The following is a 16,118-nucleotide window of genomic DNA, read 5'->3' as shown; positions in this document are numbered from 1 at the left end:
GCGCTAAAAGACGCGCCAGACGGTACGAGCGGACGGAGAGAACGAATGTCAAAGGCAACCTTCGGCGGGCTGGCACTGGCCCTTTTGGCCGGCATCCCCTGCGCCTTCGCGCAAGATGTCGCCTCGGGCGATTCCGCATCGGCCACGCTTTTCGCCCCCAAGGCCGCCGAGGTCGAAATGACCGCCCCCGATCTTTTGCCCAAGGACCAGTCCAAGGTTCTGAAAATGGTCGCCCGCGACCAGCTTTACTATGCCGCCATCGCCATTTCCCCCGACGAGGGGCTGATGTCGGAAGCCACAGTCGCCGCCGCCAATTACCATTCGGTCGAAGCGGCCTCGGCCGTGGCGCTGGCCGAATGCAATGCCAAAAAGACGGGGGCCGCCGAATGCGTCGTCGCCGCCGTCGTCCGCCCCGAGGGGTGGCAGCCGGGCGGTGTGCAACTGTCGTCCGACGCGACCGCCGCCTTCCAGTCGGCCTATGACGGCGGCGCGATGGCGCTTTCTGCGGCCACGGGGTCATGGGGCATCGGCGCGGATGAAGCCGCCGCCATCGCCGCCTGTGTCGAAAAGAACCCGAAAGCCGTCGATTGCGCCGTGGCGATCAAGGGCTAGGGCTGCGACAATCGGCCTTGCCGGTTTTCGGCCAAAGGCCCTTTCCAAGCGGCGTGACTTGACCCAAGTCAAGGCCGCGTCCGGGACTCATCTTTACCACGGGTCGCAAACCGGCAGCGCCGGACCAGACCGGGAGACGACGATGGATTACGAAGCCGCACTCGATGCCAGCTTGCAGCGCCTGCATGACGAAGGCCGCTACCGCACCTTCATCGACATCGAACGCGTCAACGGGCACTTCCCCAAGGCGATCTGGCGGCGGCCCGACGGCACCTCGCAAGACATCACCGTCTGGTGCGGCAACGACTATCTCGGCATGGGCCAGCACCCCGAGGTTCTGGCCGCGATGCACGAGGCGCTCGATGCCACCGGCGCAGGCTCGGGCGGCACGCGCAACATCTCGGGCACCACGGTCTATCACAAGCGGCTCGAGGCCGAGCTGGCCGATCTGCACGGCAAGGACGCGGCACTGGTGTTCTCGTCGGCCTATATCGCCAATGACGCCACGCTCTCGACCCTGCGCAGCATCTTCCCCGGTCTCATCATCTATTCCGATGCGCTCAACCACGCCTCGATGATCGAAGGCGTGCGCCGGGGCGGCGGGCCGAAGCGCATCTTCCGCCATAACGATGTGGCACATCTGCGCGAACTCCTCGCCGCCGACGACCCGGCCGCGCCCAAGCTCATCGCCTTTGAATCGATCTATTCGATGGACGGCGATTTCGGCCCGATCAAGGACATCTGCGACGTCGCCGCCGAATTCAACGCGCTCACCTACCTTGACGAGGTCCACGCCGTCGGCATGTACGGGCCGCACGGGGCAGGGGTCGCCGAACGCGATGGCGAGATGCACCGCGTCGACATCATCAACGCAACCCTGGGCAAGGCTTACGGCGTGTTCGGCGGCTATATCGCCGCCTCGGCCCGCATGGTCGATGCCGTCCGCTCCTACGCGCCCGGTTTCATCTTCACCACCTCGTTGCCGCCCGTCGTCGCGGCCGGGGCCGCTGCGGCCGTCAGGGTGCTGAAAACCGCCCAGCACCTGCGCGACGCCCAACAGCTGCACGCCCGCGTCCTGAAGATGCGTCTCAAGGCGCTTGGCCTGCCGATCATCGATCACGGCAGCCACATCGTGCCGGTCCATGTGGGCGATCCCGTGCATTGCAAGATGCTTTCCGACATGCTGCTCGACCGCTACGGAATCTACGTCCAGCCGATCAACTTTCCGACCGTTCCGCGCGGCACCGAACGGCTGCGTTTCACCCCGTCGCCGGTCCACGATCTTAAGCAAATTGAACGGCTTGTGACCGCTATGGACGCACTTTGGCGCCATTGTGCGCTAAATCGCGCCGAGGCCTCGGCCTGAGCCTTTAGATAAATGCAATATCTCTTGCCCTGTGCTAGCTTGTCGTCAATACGACAGAACACGAGTCGGTGAACAACCGCGATTCGGACATCTTGGGGCAGTGAAGGGACAGAGCGCATGATCGGGCGGAGGTCAAAACCTTCGGCGGCTGAAATCGACAAGCCAAAGGGCTTTGACGATTTCGATCTGCGGCTTGGCGACCTCATGCGGGGCGAACGCGCGACGCTGGGCAAATCCCTGCTCGACGTGCAGCGCGAACTCAAGATCAAGGCCACCTACATCGCCGCCATCGAAAACGCCGACGTCTCCGCCTTCGAGACGCAGGGCTTCGTCGCGGGCTATATCCGGTCCTATGCGCGCTACCTTGGCATGGACCCGGACTGGGCCTTTGCCAAATTCTGCACCGAAGCGAATTTCACCGTCGCCCACGGGATGAGCGCGGCAGCCTCTTCCGCCACGATGACCGCCAAGCGCGTCGTCAAAGACTTCGGCGATCCGCTCGCCAATCCGAATGCGACCTTCATTCCCCGCACCGAAAGCCTGTTCTCGCGCATCGAACCGGGTGCCGTCGGGTCGGTTCTTGTCCTTGCGGTCCTGATCGGCGCCATCGGCTATGGCGGCTGGTCGGTGTTGCAGGAAGTGCAGCGCGTCCAGCTTGCCCCCGTCGATCAGGCCCCCAGCGTCGTCGCGGAAATCGACCCCTTGGGCGACATGAAGCCGGTCGAACCGATCGTCGCGGAAACCGCCGTTCCGGCCGATGCCGCCGCACCGGCCAGCGACGAAACCGCCGTGGCCGCGGCTGATGCCGCCTCGCCCGAATTGCTCGACCGCCTCTACCGCCCCGAGGCGCTGGACGTTCCCGTCCTGACCTCGCGCGATGGTCCCATCGCCTCGATCGACCCGCGCGAGACGGGCGCCCTTGCCGCGACCGCCGCCGAAACCGAAATCGCCACCGCCGTCGAGAATGCGGTCGGGGATGCGGTCTCCTCCGATGTGCAGGTCGTTGCCGACGCCGCCCCCACGCTCGAGGTTTTTGCCGTCCGCCCGTCATGGGTGCGTGTGCAATCGGCCGATGGAACCGTGCTGTTCGAAAAGATCCTCGACGCGGGCGAACGCTATGTCGTCCCGCAGCTCGAAGAGGCCCCGCTTCTGCGCGCCGGCAATTCCGGCTCGATCTATTTCGCCGTCAACGGCAAGACCTATGGCCCGGCAGCGACCGATGCCACCGTGGTCAAGAACCTTGCCCTTTCGGCTGAAAACCTTGCGCAAACCTATGCCGAGGCCGATATCGGTGCCGACGCCGATCTGGCAAAATTCGTCAACGTGGCCGAAGCGGCCCCCGCCGAATTGCCCGCTGCGAATACCGCACCCGTCGAGTAATCCGCACCACCTGTTGCCGTTCGCGCCGCAGCCCTTTATCTATGCTCCAAGGCCATCGCCAAAAGGGGCATCCATGTCGCTCAACGCCGTCCGTCCGTGGCGCAACATCTACCGCCGCCCCTCGCGCCAGATCAGTGTGGGCAAGGTCAAGGTCGGCGGCGACGCCCCGATCTCGGTCCAGACCATGACCAACACGCTGACCACCGATATCGCGGCCACCATCGAACAGGTGCAGCGCTGCGCCATCGCGGGGGCCGATATCGTCCGCATTTCGACCCCCGATCAGGAAAGCACCCGCGCCCTGCGCGAGATCGTCGCCGAAAGCCCCGTGCCGATCGTGGCCGATATCCATTTCCACTACAAACGCGCCATCGAAGCCGCCGAGGCCGGGGCCGCCTGCCTGCGGATCAATCCCGGCAACATCGGCGATGCCAAGCGCGTCGCCGAAGTGGTGCGCGCGGCCAAGGATCACGGCTGTTCCATCCGCATCGGTGTGAATGCCGGAAGCCTCGAAAAGCACCTGCTTGAAAAATACGGCGAGCCTTGCCCCGAAGCGATGGTCGAATCCGGCCTCGACCATATCAAGTTGTTGCAGGACAACGATTTCCACGAATTCAAGATCAGCGTCAAAGCCTCGGACGTCTTTCTTGCCGCCGCCGCCTACCAGCAACTGGCCGAAGCGACCGACGCGCCGATCCACCTTGGCATCACCGAAGCGGGCGGGCTTATGTCGGGCACGGTCAAATCGGCCATCGGCCTTGGCAACCTGCTCTGGATGGGCATCGGCGATACGATCCGCGTCAGCCTCTCCGCCGATCCGGTGGAAGAGGTCAAGGTGGGCTTCGAGATCCTCAAATCCCTCGGCCTGCGCCATCGCGGCGTGACCATCATCTCCTGCCCCTCCTGCGCGCGGCAGGGTTTTGACGTCATCAAGACCGTCTCGGCGCTGGAAGACCGCCTTGCCCATATCACCACCAGCATGAGCCTTTCGATCATCGGCTGCGTGGTCAACGGCCCCGGCGAGGCGCTGATGACCGACATCGGCTTCACCGGCGGCGGGGCAGGGTCGGGCATGGTCTATCTGGCGGGCAAGCAAAGCCACAAGCTCGGCAACGAGGCGATGGTGGATCACATCGTCGAACTGGTGGAAAAGAAAGCGGCCGAGATCGAAGCCGAGAAAGCCGAGGCCGCCGAATAGGCGGCCACGATTCTTCTGCAAAAAGTCACTCGCCCCGATCCCGGTCGCTGGTCCCTTGGCAGTCAGGCGAGCAAACGGAATTTTCGCAGAAAATGCGCCAAGGAAAAAGCGGCGCTGAAACGCGATAAGCGTTTCAGGCCAATCGCTTATCCCTCGCTCTTCGCGCGTTCCGACGCGATGATCTGGCGCATTCCGTCCAGCGGCACATAGCCCCGCACCATCGTTCCGTCGACGACAAAGGTCGGCGTGCCGGTGATTTCAAGCTTTTGCGCCAGCGCATGGTTCGCCTCGATCACCGCCGTCACCTCGGGCGCGTCCATCTTGGCCTTCAGCTCCTCCCAGTCATAGCCCAGATCGCCCGCCAGCCGCTCCAGCGATTCCGGCGTCGCATCGGCCCGCAGCGAGATCAGCGCGTCATGCGTCGTGGCATAGGCTTCGGGACCGTGCAATTGCTGCACCGCGATGGCAAAGCGCGAAGAGATCACCGATTGCTCGCCAAGGATTGGGAATTCCTTCATCACGAAGCGGATGTTGCCGTCGGTCTGGACCAGTTCGTCCACCTCTTGCCATGCCTTGCGGCAATAACCGCAGCGATAGTCGAGGAATTCGACCACCGTCACATCGCCCTCGGGGTTGCCGCCGACCCAGCTTGTCCCGTCGTTGAAGATCGCTTCGTGATTGTCCGCGACGATGGTCTTTTCCTTTTCGGCCGCCGCCGCCTCCTGGCGCGCCTGCAGCACATCCATCGCCTCTACCAGCACTTCGGGATGTTCCAGCAGGTAGGCCCGCACCTCGGCACGAAAGGCGTCGCGCGCCTCGGGGGTCATGCTGTCCTGCGCGAATGCGCTCGAAGCCGTCAGGCCCGCGAACAGGGCCAGCGATAGGGCGAAGGGACGGCTCTGCATCGGATACCTCGAACTGGTGCCCGCAACGGGCTATGGCTTGACCTTGCCCCGGCATCCGGGACACTTGGTACACCTTAAGGGGGGCGAGATGCGGATTTCAAGGCGGGGTCAGGTCGATCCCTTCATCGTGATGGATGTTCTGCGCGCGGCCCGCATGGCCGAAGAGGCGGGCCGCCACATCATCCACATGGAAATCGGCCAACCCGCCACGCCCGCGCCCGCCGCCGCGCGCAAGGCGCTGGCCCGCGCGATGGAGCAGGACGCGCTCGGCTATACCGTGGCCCTCGGCCTGCCCGAACTGCGGCGCGGGATCGCGGCGCTCTATGCCCGCTGGTACGGGATCGACCTCAACCCCGACCGCGTGATCGTGACCTCCGGCTCCTCTGCCGCCTTCCTTCTGTCCTTTACCACGCTCTTTGACGCAGGCGACCGCGTCGGGCTGGGCGAACCGGGCTATCCGAGCTACCGCCAGATCCTGCGCGCGCTGTCGCTCGACCCCGTCGGCCTGCCCGCAAGCGATGCGAACCGGCTGCAACCCGTGCCCGCCGATTTCGCGGATGTGGATCTTGCGGGGCTGATCGTCGCCTCGCCCGGCAACCCCTCGGGCACCATGCTCGACAAGCCGCGCCTTGCAGACCTCATCCATGCGGCGCAGGCCCGTGGCATCAGCTTCATCTCGGACGAGATCTACCACGGCCTCCACTACGCCACCCGCGCCGTCACCGCGCTCGAGGTGTCGGACAACGTCCACATCATCAATTCCTTCTCCAAGTATTTTTCGATGACGGGCTGGCGCATCGGCTGGATGGTCGTGCCCGAAGACCAGATCCGCACCGTCGAGCGGCTGGCGCAGAACATGTTCATCTGCCCGCCCCATGCCAGCCAGATCGCGGCCCTCGCCGCACTCGACTGCATCGACGAGCTTGAAGCCAACCGCGCCACCTATGCCGAAAACCGCCGCCTCATGCTGCAAGGGCTGCCAAAGGCCGGCTTTACCAGCATCGCCCCGCCTGATGGCGCCTTTTACATCTACGCCGATGTCTCGGACCTGACCGGCGACAGCCTTGCCTTTGCCGCCGAAATCCTTGACGGGGCAGGGGTCGCCGTGACCCCCGGTCTCGATTTCGACCCCCGCCGCGGCGGCCAGCGGTTGCGCTTTTCCTACGCCGGAGCCACCGCCGACATCGTCGAGGGGCTGGCGCGGCTTCAAACCTTCATGCAGGGGCGCAAGGCGTGATCCGCTTTATCCTCTCGGCCCTTTTGGCGCTTGCCCTGTCCGCGCCCCTTGCCGCGCCCCTTGCCGCGCAGGACCTGACGGCGCTGGCCCGCCTCGACCCCGCCGCCTCGCGCATCGCGGATTCGGCGGGCGGGGCCGACATCACCCTTGCGCTCAGCCAGCCCGTTCCGTGGCGCGTCCGGCTGCTGGCCGACCCGCCGCGCCTCGTCCTCGACTTCCGCGAGGTGGACTGGTCCGGCGCCGCCGCCATGCCGCATGAAAGCGCCATCGTCGAAACCCTGCGCGCGGGCGTGTTCCGTGCGGGATGGTCGCGCCTCGTGCTGCAACTCGCAGGCCCCTTTACCGTGACGCACGCTGCGATGCAGACGGGGGCGGGGGCCAAGGTGACCGTCCGCCTCGATCCGGCCAGCCCCGCCGCCTTTGCCGCCGCCGCCGCCTTGCCCGAACCGCCCGATTGGGCCTTGCCGCAACCTGCCGCGCTGCCCTCCTCCAACCCCGATCCGCAGGGGCCGCTGCGCGTCGTCCTCGACCCCGGTCACGGCGGCATCGACCCCGGCGCCGAACGCGATGGCGCGACCGAGGCCAGTCTCATGCTGTCCTTTGCCCGCGAACTCAAGGAACGGCTGATCCGCGAGGGTTTTCAGGTCACCATGACCCGCGAGGACGATGTTTTCGTCCCGCTCGAGACCCGGATCTCCATCGCCCGTGCCGCCAACGCGCAGGTCTTTCTCTCGCTCCACGCCGATGCCTTGGCCGAGGGCGAGGCGACGGGGGCCACGATCTACCATCTGGCCGATGACGCCAGCGACGAAGCCTCGCGCACTTTGGCCGAACGCCATGACCGCGACGATCTTCTCGCAGGTGTCGATCTCAGCCAGCAAGACGACCTTGTCGCGACAGTCCTGATGGACATGGCCCGCACCGATACCGCCCCGCGCATCCAGAACCTTGCCGCCTCTCTTGCCGGCGCGATGCAACAGGCAGGTATCCGGATGCACCGCCACCCGATCCAGCAGGCCAGTTTTTCCGTGCTGAAATCGCCCGATATTCCCTCGGTCCTGCTGGAACTCGGCTTTCTGTCCTCGGGGTCCGACCTCAAGCGCCTGAACGATCCGGAATGGCGCGAGACGATGCAGGGCGCAATCCTTTCGGGTCTGCGTGCATGGGCCGCCACCGACAGCAAACTGAAGCCCTAGGGGCGGCGTTTTTGTGCGCGTGGTCACGCCATCGTTTTGACCTTGCGCGCCTTGCGCGTGTATAAGGCGCGGGCGCAAGACTGGCGCGGCATCTTGGCGGGGTTTTGGGCGTGTTCAGATTCGTCGGTTCTTTTCTCGGGGCGATCTTCACGGCGATCACGCTGGGCATCCTCTTTGCCGCCCTGTCCATCGGCGGCATCTTCTACATGTATTCCCGCGACCTGCCGAGCCACGAGAGCCTTGCCAAATACACCCCCGCCACCATCAGCCGCATCTACAACGGCGAAGGCGAGATCATCGACGAATTCGCGCAGGAACGCCGGCTTTTCGTGCCGATCGAGGATATCCCCGATCTGGTCAAGCACGCCTTCATCAGCGCCGAAGACAAGAATTTCTACACCCACCACGGCTATGACGTGGGCGGCATGGCAGCGGCCTTCCGCGATGCGATCCTGACGCGCGGCAAGGAAGTGCGCGGCGCGTCGACGATCACCCAGCAGGTGATGAAGAACTTCCTGCTTTCCGGCGACCGCACGGGCGAACGCAAGATCAAGGAAATCATCCTCGCCACGCGGCTCGAGGAAACGCTGTCCAAGGACAAGATCCTCGAACTCTACCTGAATGAAATCTTCCTTGGCCAGAACAGCTATGGCGTGGCCGCAGCGGCGCAGACCTATTTCAACAAGCCGCTCACCGCCCTGACCCCGGCCGAAGCCGCCTATCTGGCAACCTTGCCCAAGGCGCCGTCCGAAATGCACCCCGTGCGCAACCGCGAAAAGGCGCTCGACCGGCGAGCCTATGTTCTGAACCGCATGGCCGAAGACGGCTACATCACCCCCGAACTGGCCAAGTCGGAAGCCGAGACCCCGCTTCTGACGGTGCAGAACGGCGATTTCCCCGCCTTCCGCGAATCCCTGCCGCCGCGCGGCTATTTCACCGATGAAATCCGCCGCCAGCTCTCGACCACCTTCGGCGAGGATGAATTCTTCACCGGCGGCCTGTCGATCCGCGCCACGGTCGACCCCGAGATGCAGGTGGTGGCCGCCGCCGCCCTGCGCGAGGCGCTCGAGAAATACGACCGCGCCCAAGGCATCTGGCGTGGCACCAAGAAAGCCCTGACCCCAGACGAGCTGGCCGACTGGCGCACCGCCCTTGCGGCCGTCGATGTGCCGCGCGACATCGCGGGCTGGTCGGCCGCCGTTGTCCTGTCGCTGGGCGAAACCGATGCCACCATCGGCATCGAAGGCCAGAAGGACGAGGCCACGATTCCCGCCAAGGACGTTACTTGGGCGCGCAAGCTGAACGCTGACGGCTCGCTCGGACGCAAGGCCAAGGTCGCGGGCGACCTCGTCTCGGTGGGCGATGTCGTGCTGGTGCGTCAGGTCACGGCCGAAGATGGCAGCTTCGAACGCTGGTCGCTGCGTCAGGTGCCCGAAGTGCAGGGCGCCTTCATGGCGATGGACGTCTATTCCGGCCGCGTCCTGTCGATGCAGGGCGGCTTCTCCTATCAGGACTCGGTCTTCAACCGGACCACGCAGGCCACGCGCCAGCCCGGCTCCAGCTTCAAGCCCTTCGTCTATGCCGCAGCCCTCGATTCCGGCTTCACCCCCGGCACCATCGTCGTCGACGCCCCGATCGAGGTGGAAACCGCCCAAGGGCTGTGGACGCCCAAGAACGCGTCCAACAAATTCTACGGGCCCACCCCGCTGCGCACCGGCATCGAACAGTCGCGCAACCTGATGACCGTGCGCGTGGCGCAGGAAATCGGCATGGAAAAGGTCGCGCAATACGCCGAACGCTTTGGCGTCTATTCTCCGATGCAACCCTTCCTCGCCAACGCCCTCGGCGCGCAGGAAACGACCCTGTTCAAGATGGTTGCCGCCTATTCCATGTTCGCCAATGGCGGCGAGCGGGTTGAACCCACCCTCGTCGACCGGGTGCAGGACCGCTATGGCCGCACCGTCTATCGCCACGACACGCGCGTCTGCACCGATTGTGCATCGCCGTCGCTTCCCGCCGGGCAGGGCGTGACGCTGCAATCCGAACGCGAACGCGTGATGGACGCGGTCACCGCCTACCAGCTCACCTCGATGCTGCAAGGCGTGGTCCAGCGCGGCACGGCCTCGGGGTCGGTGCGCCTGCCGGTGCCCGTGGGCGGCAAGACCGGCACCACCAACGACGCCAAGGACGTGTGGTTCATCGGCTTCACCTCGAACATCGCCGCGGGCTGCTACATCGGCTACGACCAGCCGCGCACCCTTGGCGGCGGTGCCTCGGGCGGCGGCTTCTGCGGCCCCGTGTTCCAGAAATTCATGACCGAGGCGGTCAAGAAATACGGCGGCTCCGAATTCCGCATCCCCCCCGGCGGCCATTTCGTCAAGCTAGACCGTTACACCGGCGCGATGCTGCCCGATGATGCCACCGGCCCCAATGTTCAGGCCGAGTATTTCCGCGATGGCGTCGACGGCATCGGGATGCTGGTCGATGGCGGCTTTGCGATGGGATCGAACCTGCCGCTCTTTGCCTATGGCGAAACCGACGCGGGCGAGGGCGAGGCCACCGTCACCACCTCGAGCGGGGAAACCGCCGTCATCCCCAAAAAGGCCGACTTCGGCACGCTCAGCTCGGGCGGTCTTTACTAGCCTTCTTCCCCGGCGCTGATTTCTCTGCCGTGAAATTCGCGGGCAAGGGCCGCACCCTTGCCCGTTCGCGCCCCCCGCGCTATCACCCCGCCCGTAGACCATGACAGGACTTGCCCCATGCGCGCCGAAACGCAGAACAACGTCGATGCGATCAGCAAATCGCTGAAACTGCTTGCGCAGCGGCTTGACTGGGAAACCGCGCCGCATCGCCTCGAGGAATTCGACGCGATGATCGAGGCGCCCGATCTGTGGAACGATCCTGCCAAGGCGCAAAAGCTGATGCGCGAGCGCCAGCAATTGCTTGATGCCGTCTCGACCTACCGCATGATCGAACGCGGTCTGAACGACAACGTCGAGCTGATCGAGATGGGCGAAGCCGAGGATGACGCCGAAATCGTCGCCGAAGCCGAAGCCGCGCTGAAGGCGCTTGTCGATGTCGCCGCCGCCAAGGAACTCGAAGCCCTGCTCGACGGCGAGGCGGACGGAAACGACACCTTCCTTGAAATCAACGCAGGCGCCGGCGGCACCGAAAGCTGCGACTGGGCCTCGATGCTGGCGCGCATGTATGTCCGCTGGGCCGAGAAAAAGGGCTACAAGGTCGAACTCCAGTCGGAAACCGCCGGCGAAGAGGCGGGCATCCGGTCCGCCGCCTACAAGATCACCGGACCCAATGCCTATGGCTGGCTGAAATCGGAATCCGGCGTCCACCGGCTGGTCCGCATCTCGCCCTATGACTCGGCCGCGCGGCGGCACACCTCGTTCTCGTCGGTCTGGGTCTATCCCGTGGTCGATGACAACATCGAGATCGTCATCCCCGACAACGAGATCCGCATCGACACCTACCGCTCGTCCGGCGCCGGGGGCCAGCACGTCAACACCACCGACTCGGCGGTGCGCATCACCCACCTGCCCACCAACATCGTCGTGACCAGTTCGATGAAGTCGCAGCACCAGAACCGCGAAATAGCGATGAATGCGCTGAAATCGCGGCTCTACCAGATGGAGCTTGACCGCCGCAACGCCGAGGTCAACGCCCAGCACGCCGCCAAGGGCGATGCCGGCTGGGGCAACCAGATCCGCTCTTACGTGCTGCAACCCTACCAGATGGTCAAAGACCTGCGCACCGGTGTCGAAACCTCTGACACGCAAGGGGTGCTTGACGGCGATCTCGACAAATTCATGGCCGCGACGCTGGCGATGGACGTGGCAGGCAAAAGCCGCGCCGAGGCGATGGCCGACGATTGATCTGAAATACATCTTTGCGCGCTGGCCGCTGCCGCATAGCCTCTCGGACCAGAGGAGTGTGACACGATGGCCGACACGACAGGGATGCAGCCCCACCCCCAAACCGCACCGCGTGCCGTGCCCGAGGTGCTGGAACTCGACCTTGCCGACCTGCGCCACGCGCTCGGCTCGGGGTGGCGCGACTTTCTGGCCGAACCCTTCTACGGGGCCTTCTTCTCGCTGGTCTATGTGATCGGCGGATGGCTTGTGGTCTTTGCCTTCACGGTCAAGGGGCAGGTCTGGTGGACCTTGCCAGCAGGGGCGGGCTTTCCCATCCTCGGCCCTTTCATCGCCTGCGGTTTTTACGAGATCAGCCGCCGGCGCGAGGCGGCAACCCCCCTTGTCCTGCGCGAAATCCTTGGCGTCGTCTTTCGCCAGAAGGACCGCCAGATCCCGTCGATGGCCGTGGTCATCGTCGTGTTCTTTCTGTTCTGGAACTTCCTTGCGCATATGATCTTTGCGCTTTTCCTTGGGCAGGCGACGCTGGTGAACGTGTCGTCCTCGCTTGGCATCTTCGCCACGGGGCAGGGGCTTTCGATGCTGGCCTTCGGAACGGCGGTAGGGGCGGCACTTGCCACGCTGTTCTATGCCCTGACGGTCGTAAGCCTGCCCATGCTGCTGGATCGTGACGTCGATTTCGTCACCGCCATGCTGACCTCGGTAGCACTTGTCCGCACCAATCCGGTGTTGATGCTGGGATGGGGGGCGATGATCGCTGCGGCACTTTTCCTCGGGATGGTGACGGGCTTCTTGGGCTTGCTGCTGGTGCTTCCGGTGCTGGGCCATGCAAGCTGGCACCTCTACCGCCGCGCGGTCGACTGGCAATGAAAAAGGGCGCCCGAAGGCGCCCTTGTATCGATCTATCGCGGCTTCTTACTCGGTCTTGGCCGCAGCCGTGGTCACCGGCGTGACCGGAGCCGACGAACGCCCGTTCGACAGCGGGTCTTCCTGCCGCTGGACCGAACCTTCGAAATGCGCGCCGCTTTCGATGGCGATGGTCTTGTGGATGATGTCGCCCTCGACCCGCGCGGTCGCGGTCAGGCGCACTTTCAGGCCACGAACGCGGCCGACGACCCTGCCGTTCACCACGATATCATCGGCAACGATCTCGCCGCGGATGGTGGCGCTTTCGCCCACGGTCAGCAGATGCGCGCGGATATCGCCCTCGACCGTGCCTTCGACCTGGATGTCACCGGTGGTGCGCAGGTTGCCGACAACCGTCAGGTCCGACGACAGGACCGAGGCCGCAGCCTTCACCTTGGGAGCCGAGGGCGAAAACTCGGCCTGGGGCTTCGGTGCGGTGGCTTCCGGCATCTTCGGCCTTTCGATTTCGGGGTTCTTCGGCCCGGGTTCGTTGATCTTGCTTTTAGAAAACATCTCGCGCTGCCTTTATGAAGGTCATCGGGTTGATTGCTTTGCCGTCGACCCGGATTTCGTAATGCAGATGGGTTCCGGTCGAACGTCCGGAATTGCCCATATCACCGATCCGGTCGCCGCGCGATACCCTATCGCCGACACTGACGCGGATCTGTGACAAGTGACCGTAGCGGGTCTCGAGTCCGAAGGCATGTTTGATCTTCACCAGACGGCCATAGCCCGATTCCCAGCCCGCATAGGTCACGACCCCGTCGGCCGTGGCCACGATCGGCGCGCCGTAGCTTCCGGCAAGGTCCTGCCCCTCGTGCTTGCGGTGGCCGCGCCCGAACGGGTCGTCACGCCCGCCGAAACCGCTTGTGTAGCGGACCGGCGTGTTCACCGGCATCGAGAACGGCGCCTTGAAGGCCGCGATGCGATACATGTTCATCCGGTCCAGCCCGGACAGCAGCGCATTGGCCCGCGTCTCTTCCGGCGTACCCGACAACCCCGAGGTCGACAGCGCCAGCGGCGCAAGCGGGCCGCCCTGACCGGAATAACCCTTGCGCACCGTCGACAGCAACTCGTCCGACGACAGCCCCGCCTGCCGGAACATCTTGTCCAGCGGCTCGACCGACACGGTCAGCGCCTCTTCCAGCTTGGTGAAGATCTCGTCCGTGCGGCGCTGCAAGGCGCGGCGCTCGGCCTCGATATCCGCGACACGCTCTTCCGACTGCTCGGCCTCGACCGCCATCGCGTCGCGTTCCTTGGCCGCAGCGCCAAGGGCATCGGTCATGTAGGACAACGTCGCCTCGGTGTCGCGGGCGCGGCCTTCGGCACCGACGGGCGAATTGCCCGCCTCGTTCATCGCCACCGTCACCGACTCAAGCGAGGCGCGCGCCTCGTCGCGTTCCTTGATCGTGCGGCGCAGCGTCTTCTGGATCACGTCGATGCCGGTTTCCAGCTCGCGCCGCCGGTCTTCCGAGGCAAGCAACCGGCTCTGCATTGCCGCCACCTGCGTCAGCGCAAGGTTGAAGCGTTCCTGCGCGCGCACGGTCTCTTCGGCGCGGCGGTCACGGTCGTCCGACATGCGGTTCAGCCGCTGTTCGTATTCGGCCTGCTGGCGCTGGGTCTGTTCGCGCGACGAACCGGCGCCGATCGTGTCCATCATCAGAATCGCCGTGGCGAGGATGGTCCAGCCCACGAACAGCGTCGCCGTGCCAAGCGCCACGGCCTGTGTCAGCGGGCGCAACCGGATGAAGCGTGTTTCGGTATCGGATTTCAGGAAAAGGCGTTGTTCCGGAAGATACCGCTCGACCGCAGCATTGATCCGGTATGAGACGCGGGTAAGCACTGTGGCGGGTTCCGTTCGTGGCTGCGGGATCCAACGCCCCTGCAGGGCAGGAACGCCCTGTGATTAGCCACGCCTCGCCCATGCCGCAACGGTTTTGACCGGACGGTCGCTTTCGCCTCCGCTTTTCCGCCCAAGATCGGCAGAAACCCGCCGAGACAGTCCTGGTTCCTTAATTCAGATTATTTTTTGTGACGGCGGGATGCCGTCGGCCAAGGGCCAGTAAAAGTCGGGCGGCAAGCCGGCCTCGGCGCGCTTTTCCTCGTTGAACGGCGGTTTCAGCGCCCCGTGGAAGTAGTGGCGCACCAGATCGTGGAAGACCTCTTTCGGGTCGCTGCCCGCCCGTCCGCACAGCCAGTTGAACCACTTCGACCCATAGGCGACATGGCCGACCTCTTCGGCATAGATCGTCTCGAGCGCCGCGACCGCGCCCGCATCGCCGCTTGCGCGAAACACCCCGATCATGCCGGGCGTCACATCCAGCCCGCGCGCCTCGAGAACCATCGGCACCACCGCAAGCCGCCCGAGCAGGTCGCCCGCCGTGTCCTCGGCGGCGCGCCACATGCCGGCATGGGCGGGCAGGGCGCCATAATGGCTGCCAAGCGCTTCAAGACAGTCGCTTACCAGATTGAAATGCTTGGCTTCCTCGTCCGCGGCCTTGACCCAGTCGTCATAGAAGCCAAGCGGCATCGGCTGGTCGGCAAAGCGGGCGATGATATCCCAGTGCAGATCGACCGCGTTCAGCTCGATATGTGCCACGGCATGCAGCAGCGCCAAGCGGCCGGCGGGGGTGCCGGGCCTGCGGCGCGGCACATCGCGCGGGTCGAGGAGATCGGGCTTTTCCGGTCGGGCAGGCCGCAGCGGTGGCAGGGCCTGCCCCACGGGAATCGGCGTTCCGGCCGCGCGGGCGGCGAACCACTCGGCGGCATGGGCACGGCCAAGCGCCGTTTTCTCCCGCCCGTCCGCCGTGGTCAGAACCTGAACCGCCCGCTCGGCCAGCGACAGCATCAAAGCGCCTGTGCTGCCGCCAACACCTCGTCGGCATGGCCCTTGACGCTGACCTTGTTCCAGACCCGCGCAACCTTGCCCGCGCCGTCGATCAGCACGGTCGTCCGCTCGATGCCCATGTAGGTCTTGCCGTACATGCTCTTTTCCAGCCAGACGCCGTAATCCTCGCAGGTGTGCCCGTTCTCGTCGCTGGCGAGGATCACGCCAAGCCCGTGCTTCTTGCAGAACTTGTCATGGGCCTTCACGCTGTCTTTGGAAATTCCGATGACAGTGGTGTTCGCGGCGGTGAAATCGGCAAGACGGGCGGTGAAATCCTGCCCTTCAAGCGTGCAACCGGGCGTGTCGTCCTTGGGGTAAAAATACAGCACCACCTTGCCCGGACGGAACGAGGACAGGGTCACATCCGTTCCGCCATCGCGGGGAAGGGTGAATTCGGGCGCATCGGCCCCTTGGGTCAGCATCTTGGGCGGCTCCTTGCATTTTGAAGTCCAATGCTTTGCGTTCTAGTTGCCTTCGGGCAAAGATAAAGGCAATCCCCGCCAAAGGGACGCGAATTGCGGGCGTCGGGCGGACAAAAGGGCAGGGC

Annotated in this window: 14 protein-coding genes; 9 read left to right on the top strand and 5 right to left on the bottom strand. The window is 64.8% G+C overall.

What is annotated here, in order from left to right; translation table 11 throughout:
• Positions 1-45 precede the first annotated feature (45 nt).
• The 4 genes from H7F16_RS08995 (at position 46) to ispG (ending at position 4,556) form a co-directional block, all read left to right on the top strand.
• Positions 46-612 (top strand): 5-aminolevulic acid synthase, encoded by a 567-nt coding sequence (locus tag H7F16_RS08995; RefSeq protein ID WP_185797224.1) that lies wholly within the window; start codon positions 46-48, stop codon positions 610-612.
• A gap of 142 nt (positions 613-754) precedes the next feature.
• Complete coding sequence (gene hemA, locus H7F16_RS08990; protein WP_185797223.1) at positions 755-1,978, top strand: 5-aminolevulinate synthase; 1,224 nt, start codon at positions 755-757, stop codon at positions 1,976-1,978.
• 117 nt (positions 1,979-2,095) lie between these two features.
• Entirely contained in the window at positions 2,096-3,358 is a 1,263-nt protein-coding gene (locus H7F16_RS08985; protein WP_185797222.1) for a helix-turn-helix domain-containing protein, read from the top strand.
• A 73-nt stretch (positions 3,359-3,431) separates the two neighbouring features.
• Entirely contained in the window at positions 3,432-4,556 is a 1,125-nt protein-coding gene (ispG, locus tag H7F16_RS08980) for a flavodoxin-dependent (E)-4-hydroxy-3-methylbut-2-enyl-diphosphate synthase (protein WP_185797221.1), read from the top strand.
• Between the two features lie 146 nt (positions 4,557-4,702).
• On the opposite strand, the gene H7F16_RS08975 is transcribed toward ispG, so the two are convergent.
• Entirely contained in the window at positions 4,703-5,461 is a 759-nt protein-coding gene (locus H7F16_RS08975; protein WP_185797220.1) for a DsbA family protein, read from the bottom strand.
• An 88-nt stretch (positions 5,462-5,549) separates the two neighbouring features.
• Here H7F16_RS08975 and H7F16_RS08970 point away from each other — a divergent pair, with 88 nt between their 5' ends.
• The 5 genes from H7F16_RS08970 (at position 5,550) to H7F16_RS08950 (ending at position 12,648) form a co-directional block, all read left to right on the top strand.
• A complete protein-coding gene (locus tag H7F16_RS08970) occupies positions 5,550-6,698 on the top strand; it encodes a pyridoxal phosphate-dependent aminotransferase (protein WP_185797219.1) in 1,149 nt (382 codons plus the stop codon).
• The gene (locus H7F16_RS08965; protein ID WP_185797560.1) at positions 6,698-7,894 is read left to right on the top strand and encodes an N-acetylmuramoyl-L-alanine amidase; all 1,197 of its coding nucleotides are present in this window, start codon (positions 6,698-6,700) and stop codon (positions 7,892-7,894) included. Before H7F16_RS08970 ends, H7F16_RS08965 begins: the two co-directional genes overlap by 1 nt.
• A 110-nt stretch (positions 7,895-8,004) precedes the next feature.
• Entirely contained in the window at positions 8,005-10,536 is a 2,532-nt protein-coding gene (locus tag H7F16_RS08960; protein WP_185797218.1) for a PBP1A family penicillin-binding protein, read from the top strand.
• Positions 10,537-10,653: 117 nt separating this feature from the next.
• Positions 10,654-11,781 (top strand): peptide chain release factor 2, encoded by a 1,128-nt coding sequence (gene prfB, locus H7F16_RS08955; protein WP_185797217.1) that lies wholly within the window; start codon positions 10,654-10,656, stop codon positions 11,779-11,781.
• A 66-nt stretch (positions 11,782-11,847) separates the two neighbouring features.
• Entirely contained in the window at positions 11,848-12,648 is an 801-nt protein-coding gene (locus tag H7F16_RS08950) for a DUF2189 domain-containing protein (protein ID WP_241741347.1), read from the top strand.
• A gap of 45 nt (positions 12,649-12,693) precedes the next feature.
• Here the strand turns inward: H7F16_RS08950 and H7F16_RS08945 are convergent, their stop codons facing one another.
• From H7F16_RS08945 to H7F16_RS08930, 4 genes are all read right to left on the bottom strand, one after another.
• Positions 12,694-13,197 (bottom strand): bactofilin family protein, encoded by a 504-nt coding sequence (locus tag H7F16_RS08945; RefSeq protein WP_185797216.1) that lies wholly within the window; start codon positions 13,195-13,197, stop codon positions 12,694-12,696.
• Positions 13,187-14,527, bottom strand: coding sequence for a DUF5930 domain-containing protein (locus H7F16_RS08940; protein WP_185797215.1), 1,341 nt, complete (start codon positions 14,525-14,527; stop codon positions 13,187-13,189). Before H7F16_RS08940 ends, H7F16_RS08945 begins: the two co-directional genes overlap by 11 nt.
• 174 nt (positions 14,528-14,701) lie before the next feature.
• Positions 14,702-15,532 (bottom strand): ferritin-like domain-containing protein, encoded by an 831-nt coding sequence (locus H7F16_RS08935; RefSeq protein ID WP_185797214.1) that lies wholly within the window; start codon positions 15,530-15,532, stop codon positions 14,702-14,704.
• Positions 15,532-15,993, bottom strand: a complete 462-nt coding sequence (locus tag H7F16_RS08930) for a peroxiredoxin (RefSeq protein ID WP_185797213.1) — start codon at positions 15,991-15,993, stop codon at positions 15,532-15,534. The genes H7F16_RS08935 and H7F16_RS08930 overlap by 1 nt, the downstream gene beginning before the upstream one ends.
• Between the last annotated feature and the right edge of the window lie 125 nt (positions 15,994-16,118).

The organism is Paragemmobacter straminiformis, from assembly GCF_014243445.1.
Taxonomy (GTDB): domain Bacteria; phylum Pseudomonadota; class Alphaproteobacteria; order Rhodobacterales; family Rhodobacteraceae; genus Paragemmobacter; species Paragemmobacter straminiformis.
Note: the sequence above shows the minus strand (reverse complement) of the source record. Positions and strands in the feature narration are given on the sequence as shown.